Annotated in this window: 15 protein-coding genes; 4 read left to right on the top strand and 11 right to left on the bottom strand. The window is 45.2% G+C overall.

From position 1 onward, the window contains the following. Positions 1 to 62: 62 nt before the first annotated feature. The 7 genes from DVO77_RS15010 to DVO77_RS14980 all read right to left on the bottom strand — a co-directional run bounded on the left by DVO77_RS15010 (position 63) and on the right by DVO77_RS14980 (position 8,393). A complete protein-coding gene (locus tag DVO77_RS15010; RefSeq protein WP_211328820.1) occupies positions 63 to 1,151 on the bottom strand; it encodes a porin in 1,089 nt (362 codons plus the stop codon). A gap of 131 nt (positions 1,152 to 1,282) precedes the next feature. Then, positions 1,283 to 2,254 carry a formate dehydrogenase subunit gamma gene (locus tag DVO77_RS15005; protein ID WP_110459037.1) on the bottom strand — a complete coding sequence of 324 codons (972 nt, stop codon included), beginning with the start codon at positions 2,252 to 2,254 and terminating at the stop codon, positions 1,283 to 1,285. Positions 2,255 to 2,263: 9 nt separating this feature from the next. Further along, the gene (locus DVO77_RS15000) at positions 2,264 to 2,896 is read right to left on the bottom strand and encodes a TorD/DmsD family molecular chaperone (RefSeq protein WP_110459038.1); all 633 of its coding nucleotides are present in this window, start codon (positions 2,894 to 2,896) and stop codon (positions 2,264 to 2,266) included. After that, positions 2,893 to 3,441, bottom strand: a complete 549-nt coding sequence (locus DVO77_RS14995) for a 4Fe-4S dicluster domain-containing protein (protein ID WP_110459039.1) — start codon at positions 3,439 to 3,441, stop codon at positions 2,893 to 2,895. The genes DVO77_RS15000 and DVO77_RS14995 overlap by 4 nt, the downstream gene beginning before the upstream one ends. Before the next feature lie 11 nt (positions 3,442 to 3,452). Then, positions 3,453 to 5,654, bottom strand: a complete 2,202-nt coding sequence (locus tag DVO77_RS14990) for a molybdopterin-containing oxidoreductase family protein (protein ID WP_119978892.1) — start codon at positions 5,652 to 5,654, stop codon at positions 3,453 to 3,455. Positions 5,655 to 5,777: 123 nt separating this feature from the next. After that, positions 5,778 to 7,220 (bottom strand): disulfide bond formation protein B, encoded by a 1,443-nt coding sequence (locus DVO77_RS14985; protein ID WP_119978891.1) that lies wholly within the window; start codon positions 7,218 to 7,220, stop codon positions 5,778 to 5,780. A 210-nt stretch (positions 7,221 to 7,430) separates the two neighbouring features. Continuing rightward, positions 7,431 to 8,393: a LysR family transcriptional regulator gene (locus DVO77_RS14980; protein WP_119978890.1), complete on the bottom strand. Its 963-nt coding sequence runs from the start codon at positions 8,391 to 8,393 to the stop codon at positions 7,431 to 7,433. Between the two features lie 337 nt (positions 8,394 to 8,730). On the opposite strand from DVO77_RS14980, the gene DVO77_RS14975 reads away from it, so the two are divergent. From DVO77_RS14975 to DVO77_RS19070, 3 genes are all read left to right on the top strand, one after another. After that, the gene (locus DVO77_RS14975) at positions 8,731 to 9,303 is read left to right on the top strand and encodes a hypothetical protein (protein WP_119978889.1); all 573 of its coding nucleotides are present in this window, start codon (positions 8,731 to 8,733) and stop codon (positions 9,301 to 9,303) included. 900 nt (positions 9,304 to 10,203) lie between these two features. After that, positions 10,204 to 10,608: a DUF1801 domain-containing protein gene (locus DVO77_RS14970; RefSeq protein ID WP_094182979.1), complete on the top strand. Its 405-nt coding sequence runs from the start codon at positions 10,204 to 10,206 to the stop codon at positions 10,606 to 10,608. A 277-nt stretch (positions 10,609 to 10,885) separates the two neighbouring features. Continuing rightward, positions 10,886 to 11,074 carry a hypothetical protein gene (locus DVO77_RS19070; RefSeq protein ID WP_162924202.1) on the top strand — a complete coding sequence of 63 codons (189 nt, stop codon included), beginning with the start codon at positions 10,886 to 10,888 and terminating at the stop codon, positions 11,072 to 11,074. Between the two features lie 1,097 nt (positions 11,075 to 12,171). Here the strand turns inward: DVO77_RS19070 and DVO77_RS14965 are convergent. The 4 genes from DVO77_RS14965 to DVO77_RS14950 all read right to left on the bottom strand — a co-directional run bounded on the left by DVO77_RS14965 (position 12,172) and on the right by DVO77_RS14950 (position 16,791). Then, on the bottom strand, positions 12,172 to 12,750 hold the full coding sequence (locus DVO77_RS14965; protein WP_110459045.1) for a lipid-binding SYLF domain-containing protein: 579 nt from the start codon (positions 12,748 to 12,750) through the stop codon (positions 12,172 to 12,174). A 317-nt stretch (positions 12,751 to 13,067) separates the two neighbouring features. After that, positions 13,068 to 15,149 carry a S9 family peptidase gene (locus DVO77_RS14960; RefSeq protein WP_119978888.1) on the bottom strand — a complete coding sequence of 694 codons (2,082 nt, stop codon included), beginning with the start codon at positions 15,147 to 15,149 and terminating at the stop codon, positions 13,068 to 13,070. 93 nt (positions 15,150 to 15,242) lie between these two features. Further along, positions 15,243 to 16,139, bottom strand: coding sequence for a hypothetical protein (locus tag DVO77_RS14955; RefSeq protein WP_110459047.1), 897 nt, complete (start codon positions 16,137 to 16,139; stop codon positions 15,243 to 15,245). A 265-nt stretch (positions 16,140 to 16,404) separates the two neighbouring features. Then, positions 16,405 to 16,791, bottom strand: coding sequence for a nitrous oxide-stimulated promoter family protein (locus DVO77_RS14950; RefSeq protein ID WP_110459089.1), 387 nt, complete (start codon positions 16,789 to 16,791; stop codon positions 16,405 to 16,407). A 603-nt stretch (positions 16,792 to 17,394) separates the two neighbouring features. Between DVO77_RS14950 and DVO77_RS19140 the strand changes: the two genes are divergently transcribed. After that, positions 17,395 to 18,162 (top strand): hypothetical protein, encoded by a 768-nt coding sequence (locus tag DVO77_RS19140; RefSeq protein ID WP_119978887.1) that lies wholly within the window; start codon positions 17,395 to 17,397, stop codon positions 18,160 to 18,162. The last annotated feature ends 314 nt before the right edge of the window (positions 18,163 to 18,476 follow it).

Below are 18,476 nucleotides of genomic sequence, written 5' to 3'. Positions count from 1 at the left end.
TGCTTAAGCGAAAGAGGCTGGCGATCGGCCTCTTTGATGAGTATTAATAGAAAAGGGCTAAATTAACCTTGCCAGGTGAGGTTGAAGTCGTATCTAAAGCCGATTGTGACAGCTTGATCGTCTTGACCATTTTCGATCTGTTTATTGAGATACTCTAAGTGCACGCGCACGTTATCGAGCGGATTCCACTCTAGTGTGGAGTTGAAGCCATTGTAGTTTGCAGAGTGGTTACCATCGATGCCATCTTTAAACTGAAAATACCCCAATTTAATTTGGTATTCATCGTTCAGTGGATAAGCTAGTGCGGTATCTAATGTGCTACCACTTCGGTCGGCGTTAAGGGCTTGGTTGTCGAGGTTATACTGCTTATCTTGATAGCTGACGGCCAGATATAAGCCGTTGTCGAAGGTATAAGCAGCGACAGCGCCAAGGGTTTGGTTATCGCCATCAACCTGATCATTAATTAAGGTATCTTGGGTGACATAGCCTACCCCTAGGTGTAATGCCCCAACGTCATAACCCAACCCAATGTTAATCATATCGGCATTTGCATCGCCTCTGTCTTCGTCAATTTGAGCGCCTGCCATCCAGGTAAAATCACCCGTGATTAATTGATAAGTCACAAAATTATCGACAAAAAATGGACTTTCGTGATCATACGCATAGGGACTGTTGCCATGGTTAAAAATGTCCACATATTCGGCAACTAAGGTGTATTGCGCTGGTCGCTGCTTGCCAATAGCCACTTGGCCATATGGTGAAGAGATTGCGGCATAAGCCTGCCGGGCATTACCAAAGTCGCCTGAATTGGCGATATCTATACTCCATTCACCTAGTGCAATCGCTGTCCAGCCGTCGGCGAATGCTGTGCTGGCTTTGACACCGATTCGAGATAGCGCATCGCGCACATCCCAAGTATGTTCATCATTGTCATCAAGATAGCTCAAGGTTGGGCGAATAGAGCCGTAGAGGCTGATTTGACTGTTTTTAAATTGTGACGGGTTTTTAGGTTGCTCAAGTTGGGCGATACGTTGATTAAGCGCCTCAACTTGTGACGTCAACGTATTGTTTTCCGTTGCATAAGCCGATGTGGTACACAGTCCCATTACAAAAATGAGAGTGCCTTGGTGCAGAGTAAGGTTTATGTTCATTGTGGTAGACCATTTTTTGTATGCAAGAAGCCGCCAACCTCTTAATGTTAAGGGTCGTTAAGCAAGTCATTGCATACATGGGTTGTAAGGGGGAAGGGCTCGGCGCTAATGCACCAAGCCTCGAGATCGTTTTACACTTTGCTTGATTTTTTGAGTTCGTTGAACCAAAGGTTATGGTGCTGTTTTGCCCAGTTTTCGTCACATTGACCGCTGAGCATGCATTCCATACCGCCTTCAGATATGACGGTGGCCATATAGATATGAACGACAGTGAAGGCGCCGAGCACAAAGGCACTCACAAGGTGTAGGATGAGCGCCAAATTTGCACCATCTTTAGTGGCCACTAAGCTTGGGAACATCAAGATTAAGCCTGAGCCAACCATTAATGCACCAAAGAGGGTGAAGCACCAGAACCACAGTTTTTCCCCCGCGTTAGCGAAACCGGCATCCGGGTGTTTACCTTTAAAGGGCCCAAAATTGAGGTAGCCACCAACTGCTTTAAGCCAGCCGATATCACAGGCTTCGGGTAACTGTTTTTTAGCCCACTTTATCACCATGACTGCCCAGCCAAGCATGAAGGGAAATGCCATCAGATTATGTAGAGCAACAGAGGTATCGATAAAGCCGAACCATTGGTAAGCCCCCATATTGGGGGCTAACCAAAAGCGGCCGGCGGTCATGATGAGACCTGTGATAACCAGTGCTAGGCAGGCAATTGCTCCGACCCAATGTACGAGAACATCCATACCGCTCCAGCGGTCGACTTTTTTACCAGAAAAGCCTTGGTTGAGTTTGGCTTTACCATTGATGACAACAAAAAGCGCGAGTAAGGCGATCATGCCGAAAAAGCCATAATTTAGTAGATCGGCCCAGAATGAAGCAGGGCTGAGGATCTCTATGTATTCTTGGTTGACCGAAGGTTGTGGTGCGGGAAACTGAGCCTGTAACGGCATCCCCCTGAGTTCGGGGATATCTCCCTGAACAACTTCTATTTGTATCGGTTGCCATTGTTGTGGCTCAGGTATCAGAGTGTCGGCTGCCAGTAAGTGAAAGCTGCACATAAATGCCATCACTCCAGCGATAACAGCAGTTATCATTTTCATTTCAAATCCTTAAGCATCTAAGTGACACTTTTTAATTGGGTTATTGATCTCGAGCGTCCCCAGTCTGTCAGCAAGAAAATCCTCCAAGACTTGGGCGTAACAAGTCCAAAACTTCAACCGAGCATGTTTAGACATGCCAGTGGTAAAGTCTTGATACCAAGTGCCTAAGTGATGTTGTAAAAACGTCTGGGCTAACAGCGTCAGCTCGGCTGCAGCCTGTGGATCTTGCTGTACTTGTTGGTAGCTCATGGCCTCGGCGCAGAAGAGAAACTCCAGTTCATTGCCGATATAATCTGCCGGCTCGTTAAATCCAGAGTCGGGAATGAGGCCTAACTGTTGATAAAAATCGGCTACGGCTACGGTGCGTTCGGTATGAATTTGCCTGCCATAATCACGATAGACCGACTCATACGGTGGCACTAGCAACTTGGTAGGACCGATGCACATCCGATTAAAGTCACATTCCAACTCTAACGACGATCCGTGCCATTGCCGAGCTTCATTAAGTAGTTCGCCATAACGTGGCTGTGACTCCAGCCAGTTGATGAGCTGTTGCAGCGATTCATCGCTTGCTGGCGTAAATAGCATTCCTTTGAGTGCGTGATACCCAAGGGCTACGGGGCCAAATTCAAGCTTTGTCATAGCCGCTCCTTGACGATCACCATATTGGGTTTGGTAATGCAGTGCCCATAACCGATGCCCTCTTTACTGACGGTGTGGCTCTGGGTTAACAGTTGTTCTATTCTGTCTGTATCGAGGCATTTTACTGGGCAGCCATCGACACATGCTGGTTTAAGCCCTTGATCGATAAGCTCGATACACATGTTACATTTAGCGGCTTTTCCATCGGTCTTTAGCATGACAACGGCATCATACGGGCAGGCATTGATGCATAAACCACAGCCGGTACATTTCTCTCTATCGAGTACCACTAATCCGTCATTGCGGATGGTATATGCTTGGGATGGACAAACCATTAGGCAGGCAGGATTCCCACAATGCATGCAAGAATGGCTTAGCCAGACATCGACCATGTCGTCATCTCGCTTAACTTCAAAGCGGTCTACTTTACGAAAGCGGACATCTTCAGGCAGCTCATTATGGATCTGGCAAGCGATGGTGCAGGCTTGGCAACCGACACAATTTTCTTGTCTGAAGACAAATCCGAGTTGATGTTTGTTTTTCATGAGGATCTCCTTCAGGCTTTAGCCAGTGCCACGCGGGTTGAATGATAGGCTGAGCAGCCGCCCATATCGGTTAATTTGTCTGTCGTTAACGAATTTGTGCAACCGTCAGTCCCATTAGGATTGAGCCTGAGCCAATTGCATTTGGGGGTCATTAACGAGCCTTGTGGTACGCCTGTGGTGACCATAGCGACAAATTTGGCTTCGCCTCTATGGTTACTCAGTGTGACTCTGTCGTTATGCTTGATCTCATATTGCTGCGCATCTTTAGGGTGGATTTTGACGTAATAAGCGGGAATGGCACGAATATATTTAACGTTATAAAAAGAGCTGTTAACGCGTTGAGGAACGCCAGATGAGAGTAATCTAAAGGGGAGGTCACGCTCTCTTGGTTCCATCTCATCCTCTGGTAACCCCCAGTCGAGTACCGGATGAAATCCTGCGTCGGCCATGAGCTTAGAGCTGAACTCTATTTTGCCACTGGGTGTATCGTATTTCCCATCAGCCAAGACAGGTTGAGGTACATCGAGTTTGATATACTTTTCTTTCATCAAACGCTCATAATTGACCCCTTTATAATAGGGCGAGTCGGTGTCGAGGAGTTCTTTGATGATGTCATCATTACTGGCTTGAAACGCTTCATCTTTAAAGCCCATCGCTTGTCCTAGCTCGCGAAAAAAGGTCCAGTTACATTTAGATTCGCCCAGTGGTTCAATCACTTTTTGGCAGACTTGAACATAATAGCCGTGGTAATCACCGACGATATCTTCGGTCTCAAACTGGCTCGCGGCAGGAACAATGATGTCACAGTATTGAAGTGAGTCAGTCATGACCATATCGTGGCCGACGACAAACAGATCTTCGCGTTTCATGCCATCGAGGACGGCGTTGGTATCGGGAGCCACTACCACAGGATTGCCGTTATAAATGATCATCCCATGGATCGGCTTACTCGGTTTATCGTGGCTGGTGGGATGACTAGGATGTAGCGCTTTAGCCAACTCAGTCATATTGATCCGCTGCGCATCTGGATTTTTGCGCATATATTTACCGCTGGCCTGATATTGATTTAACCCACCACCGGCATGAACATTATCGTAGATAAGGCCGTTGCCTCGTTTACCAAAGTTACCGGTCACGGCTTGTAACATGGCGACCGCCCGTGACATTCTGGCACCATTAAAGTTACGTTGGAAACCATATCCCATCCGTAGCATGGTTTTTTCGTTTTCCCCTAATACCTGGGCAAACTCGAACATCTTATCTCTTGGAACACCAGTAATAGTTTCGATTTCGTCATAGCTGATTTCATCGAGTCGCTTGAGGAGCTCGTCATACCCTACGGTCTGCTCGGAGATGAACTCGTGGTTTACGAGATCTTTTTCAACTAGGTATTTAATAATGCCCGCACACAGTTGTACGTCGGTACTCGGGCGTGGTTGTAGGTATATATCGGCTTGAGAACAGAGTGGGGTACGTTGTGGGTTTACTGCGAGTAGTTTGGTACCACGATCGCGTGCTTGGTTAATTAACTTGATGGCGATGGTGTTAGAAACGACTTCATCGTGACCCCAAGTTAAGTAGACATCGCTAAGTAAGACATCTTCAGGATCGGGACCGAGAAAGGTACCATAAAGCGATTTGAGCCCATCGTAGGCGGCGTAAGTACACACTTTACGTTCTAAAATAGAGGAACCTATGCGATTCCAAAAACGCTCGCCCGATGCAGACATGCCTATGGCACCATAGTTACCAGAGTAACTGTAAGGCAGTATGGCTTCGGAACCATGTTCATTAACTATTTGATTAAAACGCTTGGCTATTTTCTCATAGGCTTGTTCCCAAGAGATGCGGCGCCATTTGCCTTCGCCTTTTTTACCCACTCGCTCCATAGGGTGTAATATTCGGTCGGCGGCGTAAGTATACTGTACATAGCTTTGCCCCTTAAGGCAGGGAGCCTTGCCAGTTTTCGCTTGTTCTTCTGCTCCAGTGACATAGGTCATTATGCCATCCTGTACTCTAAACTTAAGCAGGCAACGAGCGGCGCAGTTGCGTAAACAGCTGTGGTAAACGACTCTGCCATTACGTTTAGCTAGCAGCCCCGAATTGACTCCAGCAACTTTAGCATTAGCCATTCCGGGCGTTAACCCTGATAAGGAAGAGAGTACCGCCGTGGCACTGGCTCCTTGTAAAAATGTGCGTCTATTGATTTTCATCGTCATCACTCACCATAATGTGGACCGTTGGTCGGTTATGATTATTAGCCCTAAGGCCTTTATGTTGCTGGGATTGACCCAGCGTTACCCTAGAGGGATATTCCCCTCTAGGGCTAAGATGGGTTACATTACGAACGTTTGAAGTAGGTTTTGGCCATTGACTCGACTGACTGTTAAGAGTTGACCGTCGTGAACCAAAAGCCCTTGAGGATTAGTGGTGCCGACGAGTTGGGTCATTGCACTCACTTCGCCTGTGGTTAAATTGAACTGCAGCACTTCGCTGGCATCATTATTGAGTAACCAAGCTTGCTCGCCATCGATGCTGATCCCAGTTAGCTTCGGCAGCGCCTTACCAGTTAACCCTTTAAGGTTGGCTTCGGCAGACAGTGTCGTATCTTCTTTGTCGAATCTCGATACCACTAATGTTTCGTTGAGCTCATCGCGGGTGGTGACTGTGATATATTGATCCAGCATCTTGCTGTAACCCAGCGTCAGGCTGTAGCTGGTCTTGGCTCGGATGGTGCTAAACTGACCACGGGCTGTCTCACCTATGCCGTCGCTGCTTTGAGTGAAGCCGCGATAATTTATTTCCCAGTTTTGTTCAGGGTCTAAAACCAATTCGGCCCAAGCCTTGTTAAACCCCATGACCATCAAAGTATTTGTAGAAGTGAAGGCGACTCCGTTGAGTTGCTCAATATGCAGCATGTACATACCGTCGATCTGCGCTTGATTGAGTAACTTGAGCTCATGGTCAAGGATATAGACCCAATTATTGGAGGTGGTTATGGCATAAATTTGCTTTTCGGCTTGATAATCAATGGCGGTTACGCGGCCAGAGATAGTATTCGGTAGTGAGGCCTGGCTGAGTAATTTAGCTGTTGGAGCCGCAGTAAATAGAGGTGATGCTGGCTGCCACTGTTCAATATCGGGATCGCTAATACCATAAGCGCCACGAGCATTAGGGGCGTACGTTGGCCAGTGATCTAACTCCCAGCTGATAAACTTGGGATTGAAGGAAACTCGCCCCGGGCTGTCTTGGCCCACGAACGGAATAGGACCTGTTTGGGTAAATGCTTGCACTATGTTGCCAGCAATGACGAAAATAAATACCCAAGAAGCAAGCTTCGGTAAGGTGTCGAAAGGTTTTTTGCTATAGGCATTATCAGGGAATTTATTGCCCAGTGTGAGCATCAGTAATGCGACGACGACCAAAACGATGACAAAGACAAGTAATGCCCATGTATAAGTGTGAGCGCCCATTATTTTTAATGAGAATCCTTGACCTATATCACTTCCCAAATTAATTGAGGTGTGTAGTAATGCCATAAAAGCACCATAAATACCTAGCCATACCAAAGCCGCTATATATTTAGGTTTGATACCAAAGCGAACGATGTAGAGCGCGGTAAGCGACACCAGTATCATGGCTGTGCGCTCTTGCCAGCAAAATGCACATGGGTTATCAAGAAGAATGAATCCGAAAAAGAAACAGGCTATTCCGACGGGTAAAGCCATGATAATTATCGAGGCAAACGATGCTAACTTATTAAATGTATGCTCTTTCATAATATCTCTCTAATAATTTCCAACTGGAAGTAAAATGCCCCAAGACATCATGATCCAAATAAAGAAACTCATTCCTATACAACTGAAAAGAAGTCTGTCTGCTAATTTTTCTTTTTCAGGTTTCTTATAAACAAGATAGGCCGCGTAGGCCGCGATGCAAAAAAGTGTGAACTCCATTTAATACCTCGTGTTTCATTTGTGATTTATGTTTTATTTGGCCGTAGCTAAGCGCCACTCTCGTTCTAATCCATAAACAAGTTTTGATTTAACCCAGTTGAATGCTGGGGAGTTATTAATATTCCCATATAGAATATAATTGCCTACGGCGCGGTGTTCGCTTCGTATTTCTTTTATTGTTTTAATCATTTCATCAGGTAATCGTCGATAACTTATAGCTGGAATCATATCGACGAAGTTTCGGGTAAATTGATTGCAACTAAGGGTAATGCTGTTTGATTTAGCTAACAATTGCATCGCAGTCGCAACACTGTCTGTATAACCTGCAACATCCATTTGTAATCCACTATCACGACAGAGGTTGACCAGTAAGGGGCAGATAAGATCGTTATAGTTATCTATTTCAAGAAGTGAATAATTTGCGAGTAATTCTAGGGACATGAATTCGGAGAAAACAGGGTGTTCTTTATTAGCAAGAATATATATATCACCCGTTTCAGAAAAAATTTCATAGTTAAGCCGGTTATCATCGAAACCCTCGTAAACGACGACGAAATCGATATCACCACTAATGACCTCTTGACTACAATCATGACTGAGAGCGCGAACGTCGAACCTTAAATTTGGCGCTTCGGGTAAAATATAATCATCTATAACATTATGGACAGCGTAAACAAATTCATCGTATGCCCGTATAACAAAATGACCACCAGATTGACTTGGAGAAAATATTGAATGTTTTCTTTCAAGCAATTGATATTGTTCTACTAGTAATTTTGCATGAGGAATGAGTTCTTCAGTTTTTTTAGTGGGAATTAATCCGTTTGATTTTCTAATGAATAATGAGTCCATAAATACATCACGTAATGAATTTAACGTCCTGCTCACAGTACAATTGGATATGCCTAATTCGGTTGCGGCTAAATTTCCTTGTCCATGTTTGTATACGGACAATAAAACTTTCAATTGAGTGTAATTAAGGTTGTCCATTTTCATTTCTATAATCCCCCCACCATTTGAAGGATTACTATGAGTTTATTATTTTGCAATTACTAAGCTTAAGATCACATTGATAAAGGTTAATTACTTAAAACATGAAATGGTTCCTGTTTTTGAATAGTCGAAATGTCCTTATTGCTGTTGATGAAATTAATGTTTTCGGTGGTTTTACATTGAAAGTGTGAATTAATTCTATTAAATAGTTGAAATTAAATATAATCTATTTAATTGTGATCTTGTTACTTGTAGTCAAGGCGCTACTTGAGTTAGGGATTAAGCTTGGTTTCAACTAAGTCACTTAGACTAGGGACTTTATTAGCATAAGGAATAGATAATGAAACGAGTAGGATTAATGATTGCTTTGTTGGCCTCAGGTGCGGCTCAAGGGCAAAATGTAGCGGTGCAAGATGTGTTTTTTGATGCCATCACCAAGCATTGCGGCAAGGCATATGAGGGAGTCGTAACGGCAGGTAATAGTGCCGACTCGGCATTTAGCGGTAAAAAGCTGGTGATGCATGTGCGAGAATGCCGAGATAGCGAGTTAAAAGTACCGTTTCATGTTGGTGACGATCATTCACGTACTTGGGTGATAACCAAAATCGATACCGGACTTAGATTAAAGCACGATCATCGTCATCAAGATGGCAGCGAAGATAAAGTCACTATGTATGGTGGCGATACCATCGACAGTGGCAGCGCCCAGCTGCAATCATTTCCGGTCGATCAATTCTCTATCGATAATTTCAAGCAAAATGGCCTTAGCCAGTCAGTCACCAATGTGTGGCACATGGGGATCACCGATACCCGTTTTATGTATCGCTTAACTCGAGAAAATCGCGATTTTAAGGTGGAGTTTGATTTGACCAAGCCAGTAGCGTTGCCGCCAGCGCCTTGGGGGCATGAATAGCCGTGGCCTTGGAATAAAGGCTAGGTATTTGATGTTTGCTTGAGCGGCGTGTTTTTTGAGAGTGTGTTTGAAGGTGTACCTTCACTGTTATTAATCGCCTGTCCGGCGGGGAATGTGCAAGCGCTCTTTTGGTTTGGTGAGTGAAGCGTCGCTTCATGCTAACGAACGAGAGACAGGGATTGTCTAACTGGCTTTTAGATAGGGATATCGTTGTGAGCACGTCCGTGTGGGCTCTGCGAAATCATCCATGATTTCGAAGGCCAAAACCGCGCTTACACCGATCTCTAACGCCTCTTCGATTTGGCTTCAATTGGAGCGAATAGCAAATCAAAAACTAACGTGTTTTTGCCCCAAAGTTTGTTGGCCTTGGCATGAAGAACAATGACATTTGCTTGAGTAGCGGCTGGCTGCATTTTTATTTATTGAAAGTGGTGAAGGTTGAACCTTCAATGTGAGTTAATTGCTTGCAGCAGGCTAATGTGCAGATACTGCTTCGGGGCGCTTTTCGCCGTCCTTGGCCGCTTAACGAAAACGTCCCTGTTTTCGGTACCCTCAGCCGTATCTACACCGGGTTATTCTGTCTCTTCGATTTAGCTTCACTTGGTGTGAGCCGTTAGTTCAAAAGCTAACAAACGTTCGCCACGTTCGATGCGCGCTAGAAAACAGAGCAAAAAACCTGTTTTTATGCTCGATAAACTGCCTGCAATTTTATAATTAGTTGTAGAGACCTCTACATCAACTCGTTCAGTTTTGCGGGGAACTTATTCAACTTTTATGAATGCGATGTTCACTTTATCGCTTTATTTCAATGTATTAGCGTGTCATAGTTGCTGTAAGTTAAATTTTAAGCAGTTTATTGAGCAGCTATTCAATAAGCTGTTATGTGAATGGGAGATTCCAATGGACAAGGTAGTCAAAGATCGCTTCGATGAATATCCGGAAAATGTTCGTATTAGGTTAGAGGAACTGCGAAATCTAGTCTTTCAAATCGTATCTGAATTGGATCTGGGTGATGTCGATGAATCTCTAAAATGGGGTGAGCCAAGCTACAGCGTAAAAACAGGCAGTCCACTAAGAATGGATTGGAAGCTGAAGTCTCCTAATAATTATTACCTGTTTTTTAATTGCCAAACTAAGCTAGTCGATACATTTCGGGAATTGTATTGTGAAGAACTGGAGTTTCAGGGAAACAGAGCAATAGTGCTGTCCTTATCGAAACCGTTGCCAGAAACAGCAATCAAATCCTGTTTAGAGCTAGCTTTAACCTATCAGCAGCGTAAAAACTTTCCTCTTTTGGGTGCTTGAAAAAATTCACATAACAAACGGCTCAAGAGGGATTGCCAACGCGTGGCGGCTTTAGTACAAAATTAAAGTTCAGTGTTTACGGTGTGTTTTTTGAGTTCGGCGGTGCGTTGTCAACCCCTTAGCCGGGCGTTAATCTATACAAATATTAATCTGAAACATACCAATTAGAACATTAGTCCTAACAAGCTTTGGATCAAAAATAAGTTAGCTTTTGATTGTCCGAATGACACGAGTAAGGTCAAATCGAAGAGATTAAGAACTCGGTGTAGGTGCGGCTGTGACCTTCCGTGACATGGATGTCACGGCAGAGCCTACAGGGATTGTACTTGAACAACGTCCATGTCTAAAAGCCAGTTCGGCATCCATGCCTCTCGTTCGTAAGCGCGAAGCTGGGCTTCACTCACCGTGTCACAGAAGCACCTGCACGAAAGGCATGCTGCAGGCAATTTATAACAATGTGGGTTAACGCTACCATCAATCAATAAAAACTAACTCGACTAAATGTTACAAGCCCAAAAAAGCCAACACCTTCATTCGAAGGCCAAGATACTTTTGTCCAAAAATAATTTAGCTTTTAATGCCCAGAATGACACCTGTAACGCAAAATCGAAGAGATAGATAAGTCGGTGTAGGTGCGGCTGTGACCTTCCGTGACATGGATGTCACGGCAGAGCCTACAGGGATTGTACTTGAACAACGTCCATGTCTAAAAGCCAGTTCGGCATCCATGCCTCTCGTTCGTAAGCGCGAAGCTGGGCTTCACTCACCGTGTCACAGAAGCACCTGCACGAATAGCCTGCGGCAAGCAATTCATAACAATGAAGGTTAACGCTACCATCAATCAATAAAAACTAACTCGACTAAATGTTACAAGCCCAAAAAAGCCAACACCTTGATTCGAAGGTCAAGATACTTTTGTCCAAAAATAATTTAGCTTTTAATGCCCAGAATGACACCTGTAACGCAAAATCGAAGAGATAGATAAGTCGGTGTAGGTGCGGCTGAGGCCTTCGATTTCAGGGATGAAATCGCAGAGCGCCCAAGGATGGGTTTACAGCGGTGCCGAGGAAGTACCTGCACGAAAGGCCTGCGGCAAGCAATTCAAAATGATGAAGGTTAACGCTACCATCAATCAATAAAAACAAACTCGACTAAATGCTACAAGCCAAAAAATGCCAACACCTTCATTCGAAGGCCAAGATACTTTTGCCCAAAAACAATTTAGCCTTTGATTGTCCGAGTCATACCCGTTCAGGTTAAATCGAAGAGATAGATAAGTCGGTGTAGGTGCGGCTGAGGCCTTCGATTTCAGGGATGAAATCGCAGAGCGCCTAGGGATGGCTCTTGTTTAACAAAAAGTCAGCGATGCCGAAGAAGCACCTGCACGAATAGCCTGCGGTAAGCAATTTAAAACGATGCAGGTTAACGCTACCATCAATAAATAAAAACCAATTCAACTAAAAACTAATTCAGCTAAAAACTTCAGCTAAAAACCATAAGCTAGGCGGGAAGAAGTTTAAATAGAGCAGAGGGAGCCATCTGGCTCCCTCTGCTAGATGATGGCTATTTGGGTTCAAAAGTGAAGGATTGGCCTGCGAGCGCCGCTTCATACATTAAGCCACCTTTAGCGGCGGTAAATACCGCCATGCCATTGATGTATGAGGCACTTGCAGCTTTGTTGCTGCCCGATTGTCCCGCACCCGCCGAGTTACCTGTGGTGCCCACTTGGGCATTGGCGCCGACATTGATCGCGACCGCGGATGCATTAGCGCTAAATTCGAAACTACCGCTGGTAAATTCTTCATACGCTTTGGCATCTTTAAAGAAAATAATTTCGCTGTATGCCTGACCGCCGAGCTGGAAACCAATCGACAGTTGCGACAAGCTGGTATCGCCAGTATGAATACCGCCACGATAAACGCGACCTTTACCATATGCTGCGCCAATCCCTATGCCACCTTTACCTACGGTGGGGAAGATAGCGTAGCCATAGGCGCTATTAAAAAATTCTTGGGTGTCTGGGGCTTTCTTAAAGTTGTTTAGTGCTTCGCTGTAGCTATCGGTGGCAAATGAGGCTTGGGAAAATAGTAAGCCAACAATGACACAGCAGCTAGCGGTCAAACGTGATATCCACTTTTTCATGATGCACTCCTTTGTATTCAAATAAGGTTATACCCACTGTTATCAATATTCGTTTCATAAAGCGGCGATGGTAAAAGTCAGCATAGAAGCTGTACGGCATAGGATGAATCGCGCTAAGGATTATATTTGGTCTGTCACTTGCCTTATCAACCCCTGCCTAACTTTCATCTATTGATGTGGACTGTTAATAGCATACGCACAGATAGCCAAAAATTGAATGTTATTTGATGAAAAAAGCGCCTATTAAGGCGCTTTTATTGGGTGTTGTCAGCTAAGGTTCAGCCCTGCTCACTGTGGTTGTCATTTATGACACGATTTTACTTAGCCGCTTTAGGTTGCTCTTTACCTAATACATAGTGTTCAAACCATTTTTTATCCCAATCCATTTTGGCTTGTCGGTGTTGATATTGACTCAGTCCGTGACCTTCACCGGGATACACCAACAACTCAACAGGCACATTAAGGTAATGTTTTAGAGTGCGATAAAGCCCTTGAGCATGGCCCAGTGGCACGCGTTGATCGTTTTCGCCAATGTGAATTAGGGTCGGTGTGTTGATATTACTGGCGTGGGTGAGCGAAGAGCCATGAGTGTAAGCGTCGGGCTTTTCCCAAGGGAGGCCCTGCATAAAGTTAATTACATGGCCTGGGGTATCTTCGAGCATCCATTGCAGGCGTTGGTCGAACACCCCGGCACCAGAGCTCGCCGCCTTGAAGCGCTGGGTGGTACTGATGAGGGCATTGGTGAGGTAACCGCCGTTACTCCAGCCCATCACCGCCATTTTGTCACGGTCGGCAACGCCTAGCGCGATAAGGTGATCGACTCCCGACATGATATCGGCAACTTCGATGTCATGCTCTTTGCCTACAAGGTCGGTTAAGAATTTATCGCCATAGCCCGTCGAACCGCGGTAATTGGGCGACAATAGTGCCCAGCCATTGGCGGTAAAGGTTGAGCGGCCGTAGGAGCGATGCTGCAAGGCGTACGGTGTGGCGGACGTTGGGCCGCCATGCAGTTGTACAATTAGCGGCAGTGGTCCGTCACTCTGTTTGTAGTTGGCGGGTAAGTCGAGGATCCCTTCGACTTGAGTACCATCTGGCGCGGTCCATTTAACCACAGATATTTGAGGTAAAATCCAGCTATCGACTTGCGGATTGATGTTAGTGATGCGCTTATATTTGGCTTTTTTGCTGGCGGCATCGGCAATAAACAGATCACTAAAATGATCGAGCCCGTTGTGGTTAAAGGCGAGTTTTTTGCCGTCATGGCTGAAGCTGTAGCTGCCCATCACCAAATCGCCGGCGATCACAGTGCGCGTGTCACCCTGCTGTTGTTGGTTGATGTCGGTGCAAAACAGTTTAACTCGGCCATGGTCGGCACCGCGATAACAGATCTCATCGCTATTGGGGCGCCAATGGATGTCGCTGCCATTGAGGGTGATATCGCCGCTGCGTTTAATGTCGAGCGGTTTGGCTGGTTTTTGCTGTGGTGTAACGACAAATAATTTACCCGGATGACCATCGAAATCGATTCTAAAGGCTAGCTGTTGGTTGTTGGCGTGCCAGTCGAGACCGAGCAACCAGCCATAAGGTGATGGTGCATCTTGGCGCCAAGCGCTATCGGGTAGCACAATGTTGCTGTTAGTGCGGGTGTTGTATACCTCGAGGTTTGACCAACCTTCATAGTGTACCAATTCATTATCGGCAGTGGTGATACGGGCAATTTGGCTGGCATCTTGGGTAACCTTAAATTCCCATACCACCTTATCGTCGTCGAGCAGTAATGTTTGCTGGTAATGCGCGAGATCTAACTTATAAAGAGGGTTAGTGGTGATCTTACCGTGGCCATATTTCGGGGTGCTGTGGCTGGCACGCATATCGGCCCAGATATCGGTTTCTGTGGTGGTTTTATTAGCCAAAAAATAGAGGTTGTGACCATCGTGTCCGACTTGGAAGGCCTTAACACCCTCGGTTTCTTTGGTCACAGGGACGGCTTCGCCGCCTTGTAGCGACAGCCTAAAGATTTGGGCTTTACCATTGTATGGCGCTTTTTTATCTTCGTGTGTTTGTTGACCTATATAGTAAATATATTGACCATCCGGGCTCCACTGCGGGCTAGCTTCACTTTCGTTGGTGAAGGTGAGGCGGCTGGTTTTTCGTGATTTGATGTCGACTAGCCAAAGATCTTTTTGTGCTTTATCTAACGCTTTATCCCAACGCGATTCTAACCATACCGCTTGTTTGCCGTTAGGGCTTAATTGCACATGACTCATATTGGCAATGTCGAAAAAATCGTTATTGGTGATCTGGTGGTTGCGTTCGGTAGCAACAACTTGGCCTGTTAGTGCCATTAGTCCTGTGGAGATCACCGCAAGTACGGTGAGCTTATTTACTCTTCCCATCTTGATCCCTTCAGTAGTGCATTTATCATTATTTTTTAAGTGGCTTAGCAGCCGTGAGATACCTTAACTCAAAATGGTTTTTGCGCAAATGTGTTAGGGTTTATTTGCAGGGTTATCTTGGGTATCGTCAGCGTTTAAGATCTGTTGCAGGTAATTGAGTTCTTCGGCATTGAGTAGTTGCTGACTGGATGGGCGTTGATTGGGATCGGTCATTTTTGACGACAGGCGTCCCCTCAGATAGGCGGCAAGGGTGATCTGTTTTAGGCCATATAAGGCCAAAACGTAGACGGTTAATAATAAACATAAGCGGGTGATGGCTTGGGCAGTGATAGACACATGGTCACCAAAATAAAAGGGCAATATGACGAGTCCGGTGCGCACGACCCAATTGATTAACATTGCCAAGGTCAATACAAGTAGCCATCTAAATTTAATGTCTTTAAGGCTGTCTTGATGGACTCGGCGCGAGCGTCCCCGAAATTGATTGAGTAATTTGATGATCAAATAGAAATAAATAAGAGCTTGCAGGCTCAGGAGTGCAGGTAATACCGCACCTAATACAGTGACATGACTTAGATTGGTGATAGGGTCATCACTGAGGTTGAGGTAAACATTGGCGTCCAGTACAAAGGCTAAGCTAATGACCACCATGAGTGCTAGCGCGGGGTAGAAGTGACCAGACATGCGAATGTCACGATGGATATTGTGTAGGCTGCGATAACAGTAAAGATACAGCAGTGGCATCTGCAGAAAATACACCGGAATAATCAGAATAAACAACATGGGTAAGGGCACTGGAGAATTGGTTTTGCTGATAAGCCCGGTTAAAAAGTATAAGGCTAACAGATTAAATATTGCGCCCAATAACTTGTGGTTGTCATGTTTATCGCGATAAACATGACGAATATAGAGGCCTAATCCGATGCAGTGAAGTCCGCCGATCAGAGAGAGCCACCAATAGCCTTCGTATAAAAAGTCGTTGTAGGTCATTTTCCTATATTCAATGCATTTGCGGCGTTGACGCAAGTAAATTGTATTATTTTTAAGCGTAGTGGGGATTTTCCAGAGTGTTTGGGCGAGCAAGTAAATCAGCGAGCTATTTATTACTGAAAAATATTGACCTTAAATGGACTGACCTGATTAAGCTTTTGTTTTAATAAAGTATTTAACGTTATTCGGGTCTGCTTTAGCCATTAAGTATTGAGTAGAACCATAATATGAGTGTTGTGAGACGCTATAGATCTTGCCAGTGCCATTATTTTTGAGCCAGGCGCTGGTGTCGATTCGAGCTTGCAACAGGAGGCTTGCTTGGCACGGGGGCACGTTCGGCCCACAAATGGCGCATTGCCATAATCGGGTGCGGCAGCAGCATGCGTGGCCCGGCAAATACCATGATTTGGCGTGCTTTGGCTTTTAGCTCAGGTTTATAACAATGTACCGGACATTTATTGCAGGTAGGCTTGGCCTGCCCGTAGGGGCAGCGGTCGAGTTTTGTGTGTGCGTAGGCCAAGAAATCCTGGCATTGCTGACACGCTTCAAGCTTACCTTTGGCTGGGCAGTGAGCCTTACAATAAATCTGGACCATTGCCTTAATAGTCTCAAACTCACGCTTTAATCTACCATTGAGCAGTACGTCGTCCATTGGGTTACCCGAGTTATTTGCTAGGTTATGTTGAGAGTAGCGTGCGTAGATATTGAACACAAAAGTCATCACATATTTTATGAAGGTGCGCACAAAATAGTACTTTAAAGATAAACATTATTAGGGCCTGTTGATCTTTCAAGGTTGTTTTTGCAGCGAATCGCAGGGTATTTATACAAGGTAGGAGCTTTGTAGTGTAGTTATTCTACATAAAAAGCTGAGAACGCAGTTAAAATACCCAACAAACGCTGCTCGAAGGGGTCGGCTACAAACGTTTTACTCTTTGTTAAGTGAATTTTGCTTAGATGACTAGGCTGCAATCCATTCGCTTCGATTAACATGTTTTTGTCTCGAACAACATTCAACCAGCAAAGATCAACAGGCCCTAGTGTTGCTTTAAACTTGTATTGCTATGAGTTAACCGCAAACTTAAGCCGAAAATGGCATTTTTAGCCTTACTTTTTGATACCCGAGTGAAAAAGAGGTATAAATAATTGATTTATAGCAAGAGAATCGATGAGTTATATCGGTTACTATCTGTACATATTATGTAAACAAAAATCAGCCCGAACATGAGGCGCGATCAACCAACGGTGGATGATAATGAAATATATAGCCATTATTTTGCTAGTAGCTGTCGGCATATTCTTATATAGAAGAGCACAGCGATTAGCCCAAGAGGAGCAACAGGAGGTACAACAACCTGTTGAGAAGATCGTATCGGGCGAAGATAAGGATCTTGTGGTGTCGACAACCGCGCCAGTCGATAAAGCCGAATCGACAGTCGCCGATGAATCCCCGTCGATAGAGATCGACCCCATTGTTGCAACTGAGCATGAAGTGGCTAAGCTTGCTGCAGAGCCAGAGCCAGAGCCAGAGCCAGAGCCAGAGCCAGAGCCAGAGCCAGAGCCAGAGCCAGAGCCAGAGCCAGAGCCAGAGCCAGAGCCAGAGCCAGAGCCAGAGCCAGACGATAAAGTATTACCGCTTGCAGATGGGTCTTGGGCTAACGAAAAGTTGCAGAAGGCGCTTGATGAGTATCAACAAGCACTTTCGGTAGATACAAAACACAACGCCCTATTGCAGGTGATAGGTGAGTGTTATAAACAGCGCAAGCAAGAGAAGTATTGTGAATATGGCGCCCAGTTATCACCTCACTACCAGTCGATTTTTGCCAGTTTAGCGGCTCCAGAGAAAGAAAAAGGCACTGGCTTTATGCAGTTGTCGACCCTGCTCAATGATTGTGGTCAGTACGATGCTGCATTGAACCTGTGTCAATTGGCTATCGATTATGGTTTAAGCGACGGCACCATTACCGGCTTTGAGGGACGCATGGAGCGTATCGAAAGAGCCAAGGCCAAGGCATCGCAGTAATCTACTGCAACACGGACATAAGCCGTGTAAACTGGCATTTATATTGACGTTAAAGGCGAACAGGGTGTCGCCTTTTTTATGTCTGGAACATTTATGTCAATTTGCCATGGATGGAAACAAATGGACGTTATGTCTGGAACATTTATGTCAATTTGCCATGGATGGAAACAAATAGACGTTATGTCTGGAACATTTATGTCTGTCGATTGACCATGGATGGAAACAAATAGGCGTTATGTCTGGAACATTTATGTCTGGTGTATTTAATGCTTGTCGATGGGCCATGGATGGAAACCCATAAGCGTTTTTAAGAG

Source organism: Shewanella algidipiscicola (assembly GCF_003605125.1).
In the GTDB taxonomy this organism is placed as follows: Bacteria; Pseudomonadota; Gammaproteobacteria; order Enterobacterales; family Shewanellaceae; genus Shewanella; species Shewanella algidipiscicola.
This window is presented reverse-complemented; position numbering and strand designations above follow the sequence as displayed.

Bases quoted from the DNA above. Each gene is read 5' to 3' on its own strand.
- DVO77_RS14960 (WP_119978888.1), bottom strand. From the start codon at position 15,149: ATGGGAAGAGTAAATAAGCTCACCGTACTTGCGGTGATCTCCACAGGA.
- DVO77_RS14995 (WP_110459039.1), bottom strand. From the start codon at position 3,441: ATGAAAAACAAACATCAACTCGGATTTGTCTTCAGACAAGAAAATTGT.
- DVO77_RS14990 (WP_119978892.1), bottom strand. From the start codon at position 5,654: ATGAAAATCAATAGACGCACATTTTTACAAGGAGCCAGTGCCACGGCG.
- DVO77_RS14950 (WP_110459089.1), bottom strand. From the start codon at position 16,791: ATGGACGACGTACTGCTCAATGGTAGATTAAAGCGTGAGTTTGAGACT.
- DVO77_RS15005 (WP_110459037.1), bottom strand. From the start codon at position 2,254: ATGAAAATGATAACTGCTGTTATCGCTGGAGTGATGGCATTTATGTGC.
- DVO77_RS14970 (WP_094182979.1), top strand. From the start codon at position 10,204: ATGGACAAGGTAGTCAAAGATCGCTTCGATGAATATCCGGAAAATGTT.
- DVO77_RS14980 (WP_119978890.1), bottom strand. From the start codon at position 8,393: ATGAAAATGGACAACCTTAATTACACTCAATTGAAAGTTTTATTGTCC.
- DVO77_RS15010 (WP_211328820.1), bottom strand. From the start codon at position 1,151: ATGAACATAAACCTTACTCTGCACCAAGGCACTCTCATTTTTGTAATG.
- DVO77_RS19140 (WP_119978887.1), top strand. From the start codon at position 17,395: ATGAAATATATAGCCATTATTTTGCTAGTAGCTGTCGGCATATTCTTA.
- DVO77_RS15000 (WP_110459038.1), bottom strand. From the start codon at position 2,896: ATGACAAAGCTTGAATTTGGCCCCGTAGCCCTTGGGTATCACGCACTC.
- DVO77_RS14955 (WP_110459047.1), bottom strand. From the start codon at position 16,139: ATGACCTACAACGACTTTTTATACGAAGGCTATTGGTGGCTCTCTCTG.
- DVO77_RS14965 (WP_110459045.1), bottom strand. From the start codon at position 12,750: ATGAAAAAGTGGATATCACGTTTGACCGCTAGCTGCTGTGTCATTGTT.
- DVO77_RS14975 (WP_119978889.1), top strand. From the start codon at position 8,731: ATGAAACGAGTAGGATTAATGATTGCTTTGTTGGCCTCAGGTGCGGCT.
- DVO77_RS14985 (WP_119978891.1), bottom strand. From the start codon at position 7,220: ATGAAAGAGCATACATTTAATAAGTTAGCATCGTTTGCCTCGATAATT.